A 14,773-nucleotide genomic window follows, 5' to 3' on the forward strand; every position below is an offset into this window, starting at 1 on the left:
TATTCCTGAGTAAAATCAGACATTTAAGCCGATCACCTGGATCGGCTTTTTTGTGCCCGCGAAAAATTGCTGTTGCAGCAAAACCGTTCAAGGTTTCTTTTCTTCAAATCCATCCTTCGACCTGCTGGATGTTTGTGCGTCCTTCTCTGTCTCGTGGGACTCTGCACCGGAGTTCGACCCCGAGGCTTCTTCACCCTTTTTATCGGCCTTGTCTTCCTTGGATTCGGTGCCTCCCTGATTGACCCCTGGAATTCCGGTAGGCGGTACGCTGCTTCCCGCCATCGCCAGCGGTGCGGTGGCAGATAAAAGACTTCCAAGCATGAGGGCTGCAATGGTTCTGTTCATCGTCGGGCTTCCGCGTCAGGTGGATAGACGTTGGAAGTTCTGACTCGGGGTAAAGTGCCGGTCAACTGACGGGCGGGAACTCATAGCTATTCTTCACGCACGCCCGCTATAGATGTGGTTCAGCAAGAACAGCTCGATGATCGCCACAAAGACGCAGGTCACGACAAATCCGCGGGTGAAGACTCTGCGAGGCTTTTGGCCGGACGTCTGGAAGCCGTCAAGAATCGATAGCAGGTTTGAAAAAAAATCCAGTAAGTCCATCCGTTTTTGTCCTTCGTTCGGTGCCGGTATCGCGGTGCGGCGCAGTTTATCTCATCGACTCAATTGGTCACGGTCATGTTTCACTGCTCACGCAACTGGCTCCAGTCAATGCCGAACCGTCCGAGGTACTTCCTCAATCGGTCCGCATCATTGGGCTGCGCCTTCGCCTGTCGCGACACGCCGAACAGTCGCCTGCCGGCATCCGACAAGCTGTCTGCCTGTCTACAAACCTCAAGCACTGCTTTCAATTGCAATCGATCAAACAGATCCAGCGTCTCGGCATCGCCCGGCAAGTCATTCGTCATCCCGGCCGGTTGCGCCAGGCCCCACGCATACCGCAGCCGATCAATTTCCTCCTCGACCTGCGCTTCATCGATTCGCCCGCTGTCGGCCAGCGTCGCCATGCGCGTGATCGAGGCCGAAAGCTCGCGGAAATTGCCCAGCCACGCAGCTTCCCGTGAGCTGGCGAAACTCAAGTAGCGCCGTCGTGCTTCAAGATTGAAGCGCACCAGTTGGCCGTGTTCGCGCGCGTGGCGTTCAAGCTCGAAATCGATGTTGGGTTCGATGTCTTCGCGGCGACCCGCCAGGCCCGGCAGGTCGAACGTCCAGAGGTTGATCCGTGCGTAGAGATCTTCCCTGAACAGACCTTCGGCGACGCGACTGCGCAGGTCGCGGTGGGTGCCGGCGATGATCAGGAAGTCGCTGTCGACCTCCTTGTCCGAGCCCAGCGGGAAGAAGCGCTTCTCTTCTATGGCCTTGAGCAGCATGGCTTGTTCGTCCGCGCCCAGCTCGCCGATCTCGTCGAGAAACAACATGCCGCCGTCAGCGGCCCGCAGCAGACCATCGCGGGCGTTTTGCGCGCCGGTAAAGGCGCCTTTGACGTGGCCGAACAGTGCGGACATTGCCCCGTCGCCACGCAGGGTGGCGCAGTTGACTTCAACGAAACGTCCCTGCATTTGATGGCGACTGCGTTTGAGCTCGTAGATACGTCGGGCGAGAAAGGATTTGCCGGCGCCGGTCGGGCCGATCAGCAGCATCGGCGCTTTCGAGCGCACGGCCACGCGTTCGATCTGCTCGATCGAGCGGTTGAATGCGGTGTTGCGGGTGGCGATGCCGGACTTGAGAAATTCCAGGCCTTCCAGACGTTTGTGGGTGAAGCGTGAGGCAATCCGGTCGTAGCGCGACAGATCAAGGTCGATCAGGGCGTGGGTGCCGGTGGCCGGTTCTTCTTCGCTCTTGCGGCGGGCGGGGGAGGTCTGGATCAGGCGCGCGGGCAGGTAGCGCGCCTCGGTCAGCAAGAACCAGCAGATCTGCGCGACGTGGGTCCCCGTGGTGATGTGCACCAGATAGTCCTCACGCTCGGTATCGAAGGTGTACTCGGAGGTGAAGTCGTGGAGTGCGCCGTAGACCTCTTCGAAATCCCAGGGGTTGCGCAACGCCATCGGGTGCAGGCGCACTTCCGTGCCCGGAGACACCTGACGGATGTCCTCGCGAATGCGTTCGGCCAGGCTCGCGTCCCGTGCATCTGTGCCGTGTATCAGTTCCAGGCGATGGATCAATACGTCCGGTTGCTGGCACAGGCCCACGCTAGGCCGCCAATGGTTCCAGCGGTTGGCGCCTTTGCCTACTCGATCGAGGGTGGCGCCGATGAAACCGATGGCGACGGTGCGCTTGCTGGACATTGATTATCCTGAAAGATAAATGACGATATCGAATGATAGTGTTCTAGGGCTTTATTTGTCGTGATGAAAATCAGGTCACGCTCGTTAAAAAAATAAAAACGTTATAAATCAAATAGATAACAATATTTCACGATGGTCGTCAAAAATTGGCACAGCGGCTGCAATACCTCTCGCAACGAACAGGACAACACAGCGAGACGCCACGATGGCCAACTTCAACCTCTTCAATACGCAATCGAAAAACCTGCCGGCGTGCGACACCTTGAATGCTTCCCGAGCCGCGGCTTATGCCTATACGCCCAAGCATCAACTGGCACAGTTGGCAGTCACCGGTTGCCTGAATTCGACCTTTTACGCATCCGCGCAAAGTCAGTTGGATCAGGTGTTGAAGCTGGTGGCGGAGCTGGACAGCCGTTTCGTGGCAAATGCCGCTCTTTATGCTCGCCAGAAAGGACACATGAAAGACATGCCGGCGTTGTTGCTGGCAGCGCTGACGGCTCAGCGTTCGGCTTTGGTGCCAGAGGTGTTCGGGCAGGTCGTGGACAGCGGCAAGATGCTGCGCAACTTCGTGCAGATCCTGCGCAGTGGCGCCACCGGTCGCCGCTCCCTCGGTTCTCAACCCAAGCGTCTGGTGCAGAACTGGCTGAACAGCGCGACCGAGCGACAGCTGTTGCAGGCATCGATCGGCAATCAGCCTTCGCTGGCGGATGTGGTGAAGATGGTTCACCCAAAACCGTCCGAGGCCTGGCGCGAAGCTTTTTTTGCCTGGGTGATCGGTAAACCGGTGGATGCACAGGCGTTGCCCGCACTGACTCGCGATTTGCTGGCCTTTCGCAGCGGTGCGAGTGATCAAGTGCCTGAAGTGCCGTTTCAACTGCTCGGTAACGAAACATTGAGCAAGGAACAATGGGCGGCGCAGGCGCGCAACATGGGCTGGCAGGGGCTGCGCATCAACCTCAATACGCTGGCGCGCCACGGTGCTTTTGAAGTACCGGGTTGTACCGAATACGTGGCTGCACGGTTGGCGGATCCCGAAGCCGTGGCCAAGGCGCGGGTGTATCCGTACCAGTTGCTGGCGGCGTACAGGATGGTCGGCGATGACGTGCCGGCGCTGATTCGCGAGGCTTTGCAGGATGCGCTGGAGCTGTCGTTGACCAATGTGCCGAAGCTTCCGGGTGCGGTGGTGGTTTGCCCGGATGTTTCCGGCTCGATGGGCAGCCCGCTGACCGGTTACCGTCAGGGCGCGACCACGGCGGTGCGCTGCATCGATGTGGCGGCGTTGATTACGGCGGCGGTGTTGCGCAAACAACCGACGGCGCGGGTGATGCCGTTCGAATGGAAGGTGGTGGATATCACTCTCAACCCGCGCGACAGTGTGATCAGTAATGCCGAAAAGCTTGCGGGCATTTTCGGCGGCGGAACCTGCTGCTCGGCGCCGTTGAAGAAGCTGGCGGACAGCAAGGCCAGGGTCGATACGCTGATCATGGTGTCGGACAACGAATCCTGGATCGATGCGCGACGCCAGGGCGCCAGCGAGACGATGCTGCAATGGGAACGGATAAAGCGCATCAACCCCCAGGCACGCCTGATTTGCATTGACCTGCAACCGGGTTGGGCGACACCGGCGGCGGATCGTGAAGACATCCTGAATGTCGGCGGTTTCAGTGATGCGGTGTTCGATGTGATCGACCAGTTCACCACCGGCCGATACGGACCACAGCATTGGGTCGAAGCGATTGAACGCATGGGGTGAGGCAATGAGCCGCCCAAAGAATTGATTTGTCACGGGCACTGAATGCCGGTGGGACTACATCCAAGACGTCTCACCAAACCCTTGTCAATGCGCGTGACGGCACGAATGCCGATGGCTGTACATCTGAGGCCGGCTAACCCCGGTGCGCGGCAACGCGCAACAGTCATCAACTTTTGTCGTGCCACCTTTTTTTGAATCTGCCGGCGACTGCCGGTGGGACTACTTGAAGAATCGAGATGATGAAAGAACACACTTACCAACTGCTGGAAGTCGCCAACGGCAAACCGATCAAGCTCTGGACCGAAGGCGTCCCGGTGGAAAACGAAGCGCGCGAGCAGTTGATGAACACGGCGAAGATGCCCTTCATCTTCAAGCACCTGGCGGTCATGCCGGACGTCCATCTGGGCAAGGGCTCGACCATCGGCAGCGTGATTCCAACGGTCGGCGCGATCATCCCGGCAGCGGTCGGGGTGGACATCGGTTGCGGCATGATTGCCGCGCGAACCTCGCTGACCGCGGCCGATCTGCCGGACAATCTGCATGGCCTGCGCAGTGCCATCGAACAAGCGGTGCCTCATGGCCGCAGTTCGACCCGGTCGCGCCGTGACAAAGGCGCCTGGGACGAAATCCCGCAACAGGCCGATCAGGCCTGGGCGGCGTTGAATCCACGGTTCAAGGCGATCACCGACAAGTACCCGAAACTGGCCAACACCAACAACCGCGGGCATCTCGGAACACTGGGCAGCGGTAACCACTTCATCGAAGTGTGCCTGGACGAGGCCAACCGGGTCTGGTTCATGTTGCACAGCGGCTCGCGCGGTGTCGGCAACGCCATCGGCAACCTGTTCATCCAGATGGCCCAGGCGGATATGCGTCAGCACATCGCCAACCTGCCGGATCGTGATCTGGCGTACTTCGAAGAAGGCAGCCGGCATTTCGATGACTACGTGGAGGCGGTGGGCTGGGCTCAGGATTTCGCCAAACAGAACCGTGCGCTGATGATGCAAGCGGTGATTCAGGCCACGCGGCAGATCATCCGCAAGCCGTTCGACGTCGCGCTGGAAGCGGTGAACTGCCACCACAACTACGTGCAGAAAGAGCGGCATTTCGGTGAGGAGATTCTGGTCACCCGCAAAGGCGCGGTATCGGCGAAGAAGGGCGAGTTGGGGATCATCCCCGGTTCGATGGGCGCCAAGAGTTTTATCGTGCGTGGTCTGGGCAACGAGGAATCGTTTTGCTCCTGCAGCCACGGTGCCGGTCGGACCATGAGCCGTACCAAGGCCAAAAACATGTTCACCGTCGAAGATCAGATCCGCGCCACCGCGCACGTCGAATGTCGCAAGGACGCTGCGGTGATCGATGAAATTCCGATGGCCTACAAGGACATCGACAAAGTCATGCACGCCCAGCGTGAGCTGGTTGAAGTGCTGCACACCTTGCGTCAGGTGGTGTGCGTCAAGGGATAACGCGTGCCGCAAGGCACGCCGGAACAAGGATTAAAGGACATGAAATTCGAAGAACGTCACCCGCTGTGCAGCGCCATGCGCGCCCGGGTGCTGGAAGAACTGGCGCGCATAGAACGCGAACGCAATGTCACGGTGCTGTATGCCTGCGAATCGGGCAGCCGGGCCTGGGGTTTTGCCTCGCCGGACAGTGATTACGATGTGCGCTTCGTTTATGTGGAGAAACCGGAGTGGTTCGTCCAGGTCGATACGCCAAGTGATGTGATCGAGCGGCCGCTGGATGACGAGCTGGATGTCAGTGGCTGGGAGCTGCGCAAAACCCTCGGGCTGTTGCGCAAATCCAACCCGACCTTGCTCGAATGGCTCGACTCACCGCTGGTTTATCGCAGCGAGACCGCAGCGGTTTCTCAACTGCGGGCACTGGCCGAGGCGTTCTACAGTCCGCCGGCCGCGCGCAATCATTATCTGTCGATGGCGAAGAAGAACTTCCGTGGTTATCTGCAGGGCGAAAGCGTGCGGTTCAAGAAGTATTTCTACGTCCTGCGGCCGTTGTTGGCGGTGCGCTGGATCGATCAGGGGCGGGGTCGGCCGCCGATGACGTTCAGCGATCTGCTGAGCACCGTCGATGACCGGGCATTGCTCAATGAGGTCGACGAACTGCTCGCGCTCAAGCGCAATGCCGACGAAAGCGCTTACGGTCCTCGTCGTCCGGCGCTGCATGCGTTCATCGAGGAGGAACTTGAGCGTGTGGTGCCGACATTGCCCCGAACCCGGGAGGATTCGCGCCAGCTCAATCAATTCCTGCGGGAAACCGTTGGTTTGTACGCCTAAGGAAAAAAATGAAACAGGACGTGATTGAACTGGACGGCGCCATCGGCGGTGGCCAGGTGTTGCGCAGTGCGCTGAGTCTGTCGATGGTGACGGGCCAGGCGTTTCGAATAGAGCGGATTCGGGCCCGTCGCAGTCGTCCGGGCCTGTTGCGCCAGCATCTGACCGCCGTGATGGCGGCGGCGCAGGTCTGCGGTGCGAAGGTCCAGGGGGCTGAACTGGGCTCGCAGACATTGAGCTTCGAGCCAGGGCCGATCCGTGGCGGCGATTATCGCCTTGCCATTGGCACCGCCGGCAGTTGCACCCTGGTGTTGCAAACCTTGCTGCCCGCCTTGTTACTGGCGCCGCAAGCCAGCCGCGTGCGGATCAGCGGCGGCACGCATAATCCGCTGGCGCCACCGACCGATTTTCTCAGCCGCAGCTGGTTGCCGTTGCTGCAACGCATGGGCGCGGAGGTTGAACTGACGTTGCTGCGCCACGGGTTCGTACCGGCAGGGGGCGGTGAAATCGACGTCAGGGTGCAACCATCGAAATTGTCAGCACTGCACTTGTGTGAGCGCGGTTTGCCGCTTTCGCAACAGGCGTTTGCGCTGACGGCGGGACTGGCGCCGAGTGTCGGTGTCCGCGAGCTCGAAAGGGTGGCCCAGCGATTGAACATGGTGTCAGCAGAATTGAACACCGTCATCCTTGATCCGGCATGTGGACCGGGCAATGTGCTGCTGCTGGAATATGCGTTTGAACACGTCACCGAGGTTTTCAGCGCTTTCGGTCAAGCCTCACTGCGTTCGGAGAAGGTGGCGGACGCCGCGATCGATCAAGCGACCGATTGGTTGCACAGCGGTGCGGCGGTAGCGGAGCATCTGGCTGATCAACTGCTGTTGCCGATGGTGCTGGCCGGAGGTGGATCGTTTACCACGCCCAGGATGACCGAGCATTTGCACAGCAACATCTCGGTGATCGAGCGGTTTGTACCGGTCCACATCCAGTGCCAGGAAGAAGGCGCAGACCGGTTAAAGGTTGAAGTTCGCGCTCGGGAACAATAGGCGGCAAATTGCTGGCCCCCGAAAGCTTTCAGTCCCGGCAAACTCGCCTTTTTTCAAAAGGTTAGGTGGGCTATATGCGGACGATTGTCATCACCGTAGCAACGCTTTCCCTCGCTCTGTTCGCGGTGCAGGCCCAGGCCAGGGAACTGAGCAAGAGCCATCGTTTCGCGTGTGCCTGGGGCTCGGACATCGCGGCCGGCGCGCAACAATCGAAGTTGTCAGGGATTTCCCTGTATGGCGCGCGCAAGCGCTTGCAGGCACGCAAGTTTCAGCAACCGTGGATGCGCATGACCGCCATGGGCATTACCGAGCAGACCTATGACAGCGCGTCGCGCCTCAAGCCGGCGGCCGTCAAGCAAACCTACTACGAGCAGTGCGTTCGCCATGAACTGGCCCAGCGTTGAACGAAAAAGCCCGACCTGAAGAGGTCGGGCTTTTTCATGTCCGCTGCAATGACAGCGTCACTTGTCACTTTCGCAATTGACCATCCACGACACGCCAAAACGATCCACCAACATGCCAAAGCGCGCTGCCCAGAAGGTGGCTTCCAGCGGCATGTCGACGCGACCGTCCCTGGCCAGGGCGTTAAATACCCGTTCGGCCTCGGCGATGCTGTCGACATTCAGGGAAATCGAGCAACCGCTCATGCCTTGGGTCGGGCGATCGGGGGTGGTGTCCGAAGCCATGAGCATCTGATCGCCGACTTTCAGGCAGGTGTGGATGATCAGGTTGTGGTGCTCTTTCGGTACATGTTCGGCGGCCGGGGTTTCGCCGAAGGTCATCATCGCTTCGAGCTTGCCTTGCAGGCATTGCTCGTAAAACGTGAAGGCAGCGCGGCAGTCGCCGTTGAAGATCAGGTACGGGTTGATTTTCATGGGTGTGCTCCCGAATAGGCAGTGGAACGCTGCGCGGCCGGGTGTGCCGAAGCAGCGTCATGGATGGACTCCCTCCAGCAAAGCGTTAGAACGCCGGATTGCCAGCCGATGCTGCAAGAATTTCCTTTCGGGGTGACCGATGGTCTGCGGGGGAGGGGCGTCAGGAGTCGCGCGGGTTTTTCTGTACCACAGCGCCCGCCACTCGGGCGGCAGGTCGGGTCTGCATCAGCGCATCAATCGCTTTGCGATAGTTCTGTCCGCCCAGCGCCATGCTGTTGTTGTGGGTTGCGCCGGGCACCAGCAACAGGCGCTTCGGCTGCCGGGCGGCAGCGAACAGTTGTTCGCTGAAGCGTGACGGCACGAATGCGTCGGCCAGACCGTGCACCACCAGCAACGGCATGTGGATTTCGGCGATCTTGTCGATGGAGTCGAATTTCTGCGACAACAGCCAGCGTACCGGAAGGGAGGTGTTGGCCACGGCTGCCGCAACATCCGCCAGGGAGGTAAACGTGGATTCGATGACCAGCCCGCGCACCGGCAGTGGGGTGTGATTTCTGGCGGCATCGCGACCGAGTTCGGCAGCCAGATCGATGGCGACCGCGCCGCCCAGCGAGTGCCCGTAGATCAGGCGTTTGTTCGGGTCAGGTTGCAACAGCTGGAAGCGTTCCCAGGCCACCCGCGCATCTTCGTACACCGTGCTTTCCGACGGCAGGTCGCCGTGGCTCTGGCCGAAACCGCGATAGTCGATGGCCAGTACCGAATAACCTGCCGCGCGCAATTGTTCGATACGAAATAGTTGCCCGGTGAGGTTCCAGCGCACGCCATGCAGATAGAGGATGGCCGGAGCATCGGCGCGCTCCGCCGGCCACCACCAGGCGTGAATGTTTTGTCCGGCCTTGAAGCTTTTCGGTTGCAGGTCGAGTTCCTGCACGCTGCCGGGCAAGCCGTGATACCAGCCGGCGGTGCCCGGCTCGATGCGAAACAGCAGTTTGCGCTCGGTGTGTTCCAGCACGGCACAACTCGCCGGCACGCCGATGATCAGGGCGGCCATGCAGGCGAACGCCAGACGGCGGCGTCGAAGTCGGGTCATGAAGGCAAGGAACATTAAACGTTTCACCAAGGCGCGGACAAAGAACGCTTTTTACCAGATGCCTTGACCCGCGCGTGACATTTTCGACCACCGCAAGCCTGCAACGATTACAAAATGCTGCAACGACTCAATCGATCTTCAGCACGATCTTGCCGATGTGGTCGCCCGCTTCCATGTGCGCATGGGCCTTGGCTGCGTCGGCGAGCGGGTAGACCTTGTCGATGATCGGCAGGCAACGCCCGGCAGCCAGCGCCGGCCAGACGTGTTCGCGCAATTGATCGGCGATGGCGGCTTTTTCCGCCGAGGTACGGGCACGCAGGAGGGAACCGGTGACCACCGCACGCTTGCCGAGGATCGCCAGCAGATCGATGTCATTGGCCCGCGCGCCACCGAGGAAACCGATCATTACCAACCGCCCATCCATTCCCAAGGCGCTGATGTTCCCGTTGAGGTACGAGCCGCCCATGATGTCGAGGATCACATTGACGCCCTGGCCGGCGGTTTTCTCGGCGATGACCGCGGCGAACTCCTGTTCCCGGTAGTTGATTGCTTCGCCGCCCAGATTGCGGATCGCTGCACATTTGTCGGCGCTGCCGGCGGTGGCGAAAGCTTCGATGCCAAACTCGCGGCACAGCATCAACGCGGTGGTGCCGATGCCGCTGGTGCCGCCGTGGATCAAGACGCGCTGGCCACGGCTGGCGCCGCCGAGGCCGAACAGGTTGGCCCATACGGTGAAAAAGGTTTCCGGAATGGCCGCTGCCTGAATCCAGTCCAGTCCATCGGGGATCGGCAAGACCTGGCCCGCCGGAACCGCGCAGTATTCGGCGTAACCGCCGCCATTGGTCAGCGCACACACCCGGTCACCCACCGCGAATGTGCTGACGCCATTGCCGACCGCCACGACTTCACCCGCCACTTCAAGGCCCGGGATCGGGTTCATGCCGGGTTTCATCGGGTACTTGCCGGCGCGTTGCAGGGCGTCCGGGCGATTGACGCCGGCGGCGTGCACACGGATCAGCACTTCGCCTTCTGCGACGACCGGCAGCGGCACGCGTCGGGATTGCAGAACCTCGGGCCCGCCCGGTTCGGTGATTTCGATTCGGGTCATTTCAGTGGGCAACGTCATTTTCGATTCCTCTTGAAAAAGTGATCAGTAGATGGGAACGCAGTCAGGGCGCAATGATTCCCGTCATTCGGCGCAGCAGCGTTGTTCGACGGAGGAGGGCAGCAATTTCATGGCGTGCTCAAGTATCAGCGCGATCACGATGGCACCGCCGGCAATCACGAAGAGCAGCGCATGTTGTCCGCCCGTGGCGTTGAACAGCGCCGAATAGGCGAAGCCCGCCAGCGCCTGAAACGTGGCGAACGACACCGTGGCCCGGCTCCACGCCACCTGTTGGCGATGGTGATCCGGCACCAGCTCATGCACCCGGGCCAGTGCCAGCGGCACAATGCCCGGCGGAAATGAACCAAGGATCACCGCCAGCAGCGCCAACGCCAGGAACGAATGTGAAACCGCCAGCAAACCCAGGGTGATCGCCTGCACCACCAGCACCAGACGAATGCCGGCCCGCGCGCCAAGATGATCGGCGAGGAAGCCATAACTCACCGGGCCGACGATGGCGCCCAGGCCGTACATGACCCAGATCAGCGCGCCGACGTGCGCCCCGGCGCCCAGGCCACGGGCGACGTAATCCACCAGGAAAACCATGGCCGGCACCAGCCCGGCGGCCATGAATGCGTATTGGGCAAACAGCAGATAAACAGCAGGCGGTGTCGGCTCGACCGGTTCCACCTGAGCCGTTGCGGTGGTTGCATGGGGCAGCTCCGAGGGCCAGCCGAACCAGCTCAATGCCGTCAGTGCCAGCGACAAAGCGCCCAATCCCAGCCAGGTCGCCTGCAGGCCAAGGCTCAACAGCAGCGGAACAATCGTGCCCGATCCGGCGATGCCCAGACCGATGCCGAGGAAAATCGCCCCGCTGGCCAGGCCTTTGCGCGCGGCCGGTACATGGGGCAATACAGTCGCAGCCACCAGCACCATGATCGCGCCGCCTGCGATCCCGGACAGCAGGCGCCAGCCGAAATACCAGCTCACCGACACGGGATACGCACAGGCAAAAAACGCCACGGTCACCGCCAGCATCATCAGTCGCAAGGCATTTCTCTGGGTGAGCCGGCGTGCCAGCGGTCGGCCGAGGAGGGCGCCGATCAGGTAACCGACCAGGTTGGCCGCGCCGAGATAGACCACATCATGGGCGGAAAACCACTGCGCCTGAATCAGCGAAGGGATCAGCGGTGTGTAGGCGAAACGTGCCAGACCGATGCTGACCAGGCTGGCGCAGAGGCCGGCGAAGATCGCCAGCCAGACACTTGTGTCCGGACGTTCGGGCGAAGCAGTTGAAGTGTGCATGACGGCAATCCTTTGAAAGGTTTATGGCGCCCAGCATATCGGCTATCGTTGCTGCGTTAATGCAGCGAGTTTGCGTGATAGTGATGCGTTTATGCATCAATGGAGAACGCTATGAATTGGGATGACGCACGGGTGTTTCTTGCGGTCTGCCGCGAGTCGACATTGCGCGGCGCCGCGCGCGTGCTGGGCGTGGATCAGGCAACGGTCGGGCGCCGCATCACGGCACTGGAAAAGTCGCTGGGCGCGACCTTGTTTCTGCGCACCTCCGAGGGCTATGCACTGACGGCCGTCGGCGAAGCGGCGCTCAAGTCGGTGGAAAAAATGGAGTATTCGGCGCTGGAGCTGGAACGGCGTATCCAGGGCCTGGACGATCGCCTGACCGGCAGTGTGCGGGTCAGCACCACCGATTCGCTGGCCATCGATTTCCTGATCCCGGCCATTGCGCAGTTGCACGAACGGCATCCGGACGTGCGTGTGCAACTGGACGCCTCCACGCAAATCCTCAGCTTGGCCAAACGTGAAGCGGACATCGCCGTGCGCAACACCCGTCCGGACAATCCGGACCTGATCGCTCGGCGCATCGCGCGTTGGCCGGTGGGGCTGTTTGCCTCGCAGGCCTATGTCGACAGCCATGGCGTGCCGGCGCCGGGCAGTGCGTTCGAGGGCCATGATCTGGTGGTGTACCAGCCGTATCTGCAAAGCAACAAGGATCTGACCCTCGTGTCGGAGCCCATGACTCGCGGGCGGATCGTCGCCGGTCTGAGCTCCAGCCTGTTGGTACGCCGCTCGATTGCCGCCGGGTTGGGGGTAGGAGAAATCCCGGTCTACATGGGCGAGCGTGATGGTCTGGTCAGGTTGTGGCCGGAGCGCACGCGTCCGTTGCCTTATGAAGTGTGGCTGGTGACCCATGCGGATTTACGTCACACCGCGCGGGTCAGAGCGGTGATCGAACACATTGTCGAAGCGTTTGTGCTGGAAAACGAATAGTTGTTCTGCGAAAAAAAACGGCCTTCACTGAAGGCCGTTTTTTGGGAGCGTCGAAACCGCTGCCTCATGGCATTTCCGGCAGTTCCTGCGGGCGCAGATCAAACACCAGGACTTCGGCATTCTGGCCATTGCTCAGGGTCAGCGCCTGTTCTTCACGAACCCGCACGCCGTCGCCTTCCTTCAACTGCACGCCGTTCAGTTCAACGCTGCCGCGAGCAACATGCACATAGGCGTAGCGATTGGCGGGCAGCTTGAGGGTGGCGCTTTCCTGGCCATCGAACAGCCCGGCATACACCCGTGCATCCTGGCGCACTTTCAGCGAGCCGTGGCTGCCTTCGGGCGAAATGATCAGTTGCAGGCGACCGCGTTTTTTCTGTTCGCTGAAGTGCTCTTGCTGGTAGCGCGGTTTGGCGCCGCTGACGTCCGGCACGATCCAGATCTGCAGGAAGTGCACCGGCTTGCTCGCCGAGTGGTTGAACTCGCTGTGGGCCACGCCGCTGCCGGCGCTCATCAGTTGCACATCGCCGGGGCGGATCACCGAACCGGTGCCGAGGGTGTCCTTGTGTTCAAGGGCGCCTTCGAGCACATAGGAGAAAATCTCCATGTCACGGTGCGGGTGCTGGCCAAAACCCTTGCCGGCGGCAACGCGGTCATCGTTGATCACCAGCAGGTCGGAGAAACCCTGTTCACGCGGGTCACGGTAGCTGGCGAAGGAAAAGGTGTGGAACGACTTCAACCAGCCATGATTGGCCAGACCTCGGTCGGAAGCTTTACGAAGGGTCAGCATGATGAAATCTCCTTTCAGGACGTTGATTCGTCCGAGTGAGGAGAAGGTTACTGGTTACCCTGCGGTGCAATAAGTAGATGAAAATTGAAATACTGTCCTGTTTTAGTTGACAGTTGTGTGCACTGGATCACGCATTCTTTTCCAACGTTTTCACCGTATCTGGCCATAATGCGCAGACCTATGACTTTGCTTGGATTTTGGTGATGCCCACATGAAGACCGTGGCAATGGTGCTGTTTCCGGATTTTCTGCTGCTCGACATGGCTGGGCCGCTGGAAGTCTTTTCGGTTGCCAACCGCTACCTGAAACCGCAAGACCACTATCACCTGACCACCCTGGGCACCGAGCGCGGGCCGTTGCGTGCGTCCAATGGCGTCCTCGTGCACACCGATCGGCATATGGACGAAGCCGATGAGCGCTATGACTTGCTGCTGGTGCCGGGCGGCCCCGGCGCCTACAACGAAAAACACCCGCCGCTGCTCGCCTGGCTGCAAGGTGCGGTGACGCGTGCCGGGCAGTACGGTTCGATCTGTACCGGCGCTTTCGTGCTTGGCCATGCCGGGTTGCTCGATGGCTATCGTGTGACCACCCACTGGAATTACACCGAACGCTTGATCAAGGGCTTTCCGAAGGCAAACGTCGCGACCGACCAGATTTTTATTGAGGATCGCAACCTGATCACCTCCGGAGGTGTCACGGCCGGCATCGATATGGCGTTGGCGGTGGTCGCTCGCGATCATGGCAAAAAGATTGCCCAGGACGTGGCCAAGGTGCTGCTGGTCGTCATGAAGCGCCAGGGCGGGCAAGCGCAGTTCAGCCCGTTGATGGCAGCGGTGGCGCCCCAGGAAACGCCGATTACCCGGGTGCAGAACCATGTGCTGGAACATCTGGAGGAAGCCTTCACCGTCGAGCGCATGGCGGGACTTGCGAACATGAGCGCACGGCACTTCGCTCGGGTGTTCGCTCGCGAGGTCAACATGACGCCCATGGAGTTCCTGCAAAGCGCGCGCATCGATTGCGCGCGAAATCTGCTGGAAACCAGCGATCTGCCGCTGAAAACCGTGGCCTACAAAAGCGGTTTCGGCAGCGTGCGGCACATGCGGTTTCTGTTCGGCGAAAAGCTCGGGCTGACCCCCACGCAGTATCGCGAACAGTTCAGCTAGAGCGGTTCTGTCCGTTCCGGGCATCCGGATGTCCGTGCTGGACCCCGCGTGGTGGTTGTACCGTCATCGAGGCCTGCGAAGATAACG

15 protein-coding genes are annotated in these 14,773 nt (G+C 60.5%); 7 read left to right on the forward strand and 8 right to left on the reverse strand.

Features of this window, described 5'->3' with window-relative positions; translation table 11 throughout:
- Nucleotides 1-87: 87 nt before the first annotated feature.
- From ACM6JM_RS05935 to rtcR, 3 genes are all read right to left on the reverse strand, one after another.
- Nucleotides 88-345, reverse strand: a complete 258-nt coding sequence (locus ACM6JM_RS05935) for a hypothetical protein (protein ID WP_414881452.1) — start codon at nt 343-345, stop codon at nt 88-90.
- Between the two features lie 93 nt (nt 346-438).
- Nucleotides 439-606: a hypothetical protein gene (locus ACM6JM_RS05940; RefSeq protein ID WP_166742349.1), complete on the reverse strand. Its 168-nt coding sequence runs from the start codon at nt 604-606 to the stop codon at nt 439-441.
- An 80-nt stretch (nt 607-686) separates the two neighbouring features.
- On the reverse strand, nt 687-2,288 hold the full coding sequence (gene rtcR / locus ACM6JM_RS05945; protein ID WP_039771547.1) for an RNA repair transcriptional activator RtcR: 1,602 nt from the start codon (nt 2,286-2,288) through the stop codon (nt 687-689).
- Nucleotides 2,289-2,493: 205 nt separating this feature from the next.
- Between rtcR and ACM6JM_RS05950 the strand changes: the two genes are divergently transcribed.
- The 5 genes from ACM6JM_RS05950 to ACM6JM_RS05970 all read left to right on the forward strand — a co-directional run bounded on the left by ACM6JM_RS05950 (nt 2,494) and on the right by ACM6JM_RS05970 (nt 7,779).
- On the forward strand, nt 2,494-4,041 hold the full coding sequence (locus tag ACM6JM_RS05950; RefSeq protein ID WP_414881453.1) for an RNA-binding protein: 1,548 nt from the start codon (nt 2,494-2,496) through the stop codon (nt 4,039-4,041).
- Nucleotides 4,042-4,280: 239 nt separating this feature from the next.
- The gene (locus tag ACM6JM_RS05955; protein ID WP_103386641.1) at nt 4,281-5,507 is read left to right on the forward strand and encodes an RtcB family protein; all 1,227 of its coding nucleotides are present in this window, start codon (nt 4,281-4,283) and stop codon (nt 5,505-5,507) included.
- A 39-nt stretch (nt 5,508-5,546) separates the two neighbouring features.
- The gene (locus tag ACM6JM_RS05960; RefSeq protein ID WP_414881454.1) at nt 5,547-6,335 is read left to right on the forward strand and encodes a nucleotidyltransferase domain-containing protein; all 789 of its coding nucleotides are present in this window, start codon (nt 5,547-5,549) and stop codon (nt 6,333-6,335) included.
- 8 nt (nt 6,336-6,343) lie between these two features.
- Complete coding sequence (gene rtcA, locus ACM6JM_RS05965) at nt 6,344-7,375, forward strand: RNA 3'-terminal phosphate cyclase (protein WP_414881455.1); 1,032 nt, start codon at nt 6,344-6,346, stop codon at nt 7,373-7,375.
- Nucleotides 7,376-7,449: 74 nt separating this feature from the next.
- Nucleotides 7,450-7,779, forward strand: a complete 330-nt coding sequence (locus ACM6JM_RS05970; protein WP_163974531.1) for a hypothetical protein — start codon at nt 7,450-7,452, stop codon at nt 7,777-7,779.
- A 57-nt stretch (nt 7,780-7,836) separates the two neighbouring features.
- Here ACM6JM_RS05970 and ACM6JM_RS05975 read toward each other — a convergent pair whose 3' ends face one another.
- The 4 genes from ACM6JM_RS05975 to ACM6JM_RS05990 all read right to left on the reverse strand — a co-directional run bounded on the left by ACM6JM_RS05975 (nt 7,837) and on the right by ACM6JM_RS05990 (nt 11,750).
- The gene (locus tag ACM6JM_RS05975) at nt 7,837-8,250 is read right to left on the reverse strand and encodes a VOC family protein (RefSeq protein ID WP_074687707.1); all 414 of its coding nucleotides are present in this window, start codon (nt 8,248-8,250) and stop codon (nt 7,837-7,839) included.
- A gap of 160 nt (nt 8,251-8,410) precedes the next feature.
- Nucleotides 8,411-9,355, reverse strand: a complete 945-nt coding sequence (locus ACM6JM_RS05980; protein WP_074687708.1) for an alpha/beta hydrolase — start codon at nt 9,353-9,355, stop codon at nt 8,411-8,413.
- Between the two features lie 112 nt (nt 9,356-9,467).
- Nucleotides 9,468-10,466, reverse strand: coding sequence for an NAD(P)H-quinone oxidoreductase (locus ACM6JM_RS05985; protein WP_074687709.1), 999 nt, complete (start codon nt 10,464-10,466; stop codon nt 9,468-9,470).
- 63 nt (nt 10,467-10,529) lie between these two features.
- Entirely contained in the window at nt 10,530-11,750 is a 1,221-nt protein-coding gene (locus tag ACM6JM_RS05990; RefSeq protein ID WP_074687710.1) for a YbfB/YjiJ family MFS transporter, read from the reverse strand.
- 111 nt (nt 11,751-11,861) lie between these two features.
- Here ACM6JM_RS05990 and ACM6JM_RS05995 point away from each other — a divergent pair, with 111 nt between their 5' ends.
- On the forward strand, nt 11,862-12,737 hold the full coding sequence (locus tag ACM6JM_RS05995; RefSeq protein WP_074687711.1) for a LysR family transcriptional regulator: 876 nt from the start codon (nt 11,862-11,864) through the stop codon (nt 12,735-12,737).
- Between the two features lie 64 nt (nt 12,738-12,801).
- Here the strand turns inward: ACM6JM_RS05995 and ACM6JM_RS06000 are convergent, their stop codons facing one another.
- Nucleotides 12,802-13,524 (reverse strand): pirin family protein, encoded by a 723-nt coding sequence (locus tag ACM6JM_RS06000; protein WP_085667856.1) that lies wholly within the window; start codon nt 13,522-13,524, stop codon nt 12,802-12,804.
- A gap of 211 nt (nt 13,525-13,735) precedes the next feature.
- Here ACM6JM_RS06000 and ACM6JM_RS06005 point away from each other — a divergent pair, with 211 nt between their 5' ends.
- Nucleotides 13,736-14,686, forward strand: a complete 951-nt coding sequence (locus ACM6JM_RS06005; protein ID WP_039771528.1) for a GlxA family transcriptional regulator — start codon at nt 13,736-13,738, stop codon at nt 14,684-14,686.
- Nucleotides 14,687-14,773 lie beyond the last annotated feature (87 nt).

This window comes from Pseudomonas sp. IT-P2, assembly GCF_949767575.1.
In the GTDB taxonomy this organism is placed as follows: domain Bacteria; phylum Pseudomonadota; class Gammaproteobacteria; order Pseudomonadales; family Pseudomonadaceae; genus Aquipseudomonas; species Aquipseudomonas pharyngis.

Coding starts and splice junctions, on each gene's coding strand:
- ACM6JM_RS05985 (WP_074687709.1), bottom strand. CDS start 10,466: ATGACGTTGCCCACTGAAATGACCCGAATCGAAATCACCGAACCGGGC.
- ACM6JM_RS05960 (WP_414881454.1), top strand. CDS start 5,547: ATGAAATTCGAAGAACGTCACCCGCTGTGCAGCGCCATGCGCGCCCGG.
- ACM6JM_RS05950 (WP_414881453.1), top strand. CDS start 2,494: ATGGCCAACTTCAACCTCTTCAATACGCAATCGAAAAACCTGCCGGCG.
- ACM6JM_RS05940 (WP_166742349.1), bottom strand. CDS start 606: ATGGACTTACTGGATTTTTTTTCAAACCTGCTATCGATTCTTGACGGC.
- ACM6JM_RS05955 (WP_103386641.1), top strand. CDS start 4,281: ATGAAAGAACACACTTACCAACTGCTGGAAGTCGCCAACGGCAAACCG.
- rtcR (WP_039771547.1), bottom strand. CDS start 2,288: ATGTCCAGCAAGCGCACCGTCGCCATCGGTTTCATCGGCGCCACCCTC.
- ACM6JM_RS05970 (WP_163974531.1), top strand. CDS start 7,450: ATGCGGACGATTGTCATCACCGTAGCAACGCTTTCCCTCGCTCTGTTC.
- ACM6JM_RS05990 (WP_074687710.1), bottom strand. CDS start 11,750: ATGCACACTTCAACTGCTTCGCCCGAACGTCCGGACACAAGTGTCTGG.
- ACM6JM_RS05980 (WP_074687708.1), bottom strand. CDS start 9,355: ATGTTCCTTGCCTTCATGACCCGACTTCGACGCCGCCGTCTGGCGTTC.
- ACM6JM_RS05995 (WP_074687711.1), top strand. CDS start 11,862: ATGAATTGGGATGACGCACGGGTGTTTCTTGCGGTCTGCCGCGAGTCG.
- ACM6JM_RS06000 (WP_085667856.1), bottom strand. CDS start 13,524: ATGCTGACCCTTCGTAAAGCTTCCGACCGAGGTCTGGCCAATCATGGC.
- ACM6JM_RS05975 (WP_074687707.1), bottom strand. CDS start 8,250: ATGAAAATCAACCCGTACCTGATCTTCAACGGCGACTGCCGCGCTGCC.
- ACM6JM_RS06005 (WP_039771528.1), top strand. CDS start 13,736: ATGAAGACCGTGGCAATGGTGCTGTTTCCGGATTTTCTGCTGCTCGAC.
- rtcA (WP_414881455.1), top strand. CDS start 6,344: ATGAAACAGGACGTGATTGAACTGGACGGCGCCATCGGCGGTGGCCAG.
- ACM6JM_RS05935 (WP_414881452.1), bottom strand. CDS start 345: ATGAACAGAACCATTGCAGCCCTCATGCTTGGAAGTCTTTTATCTGCC.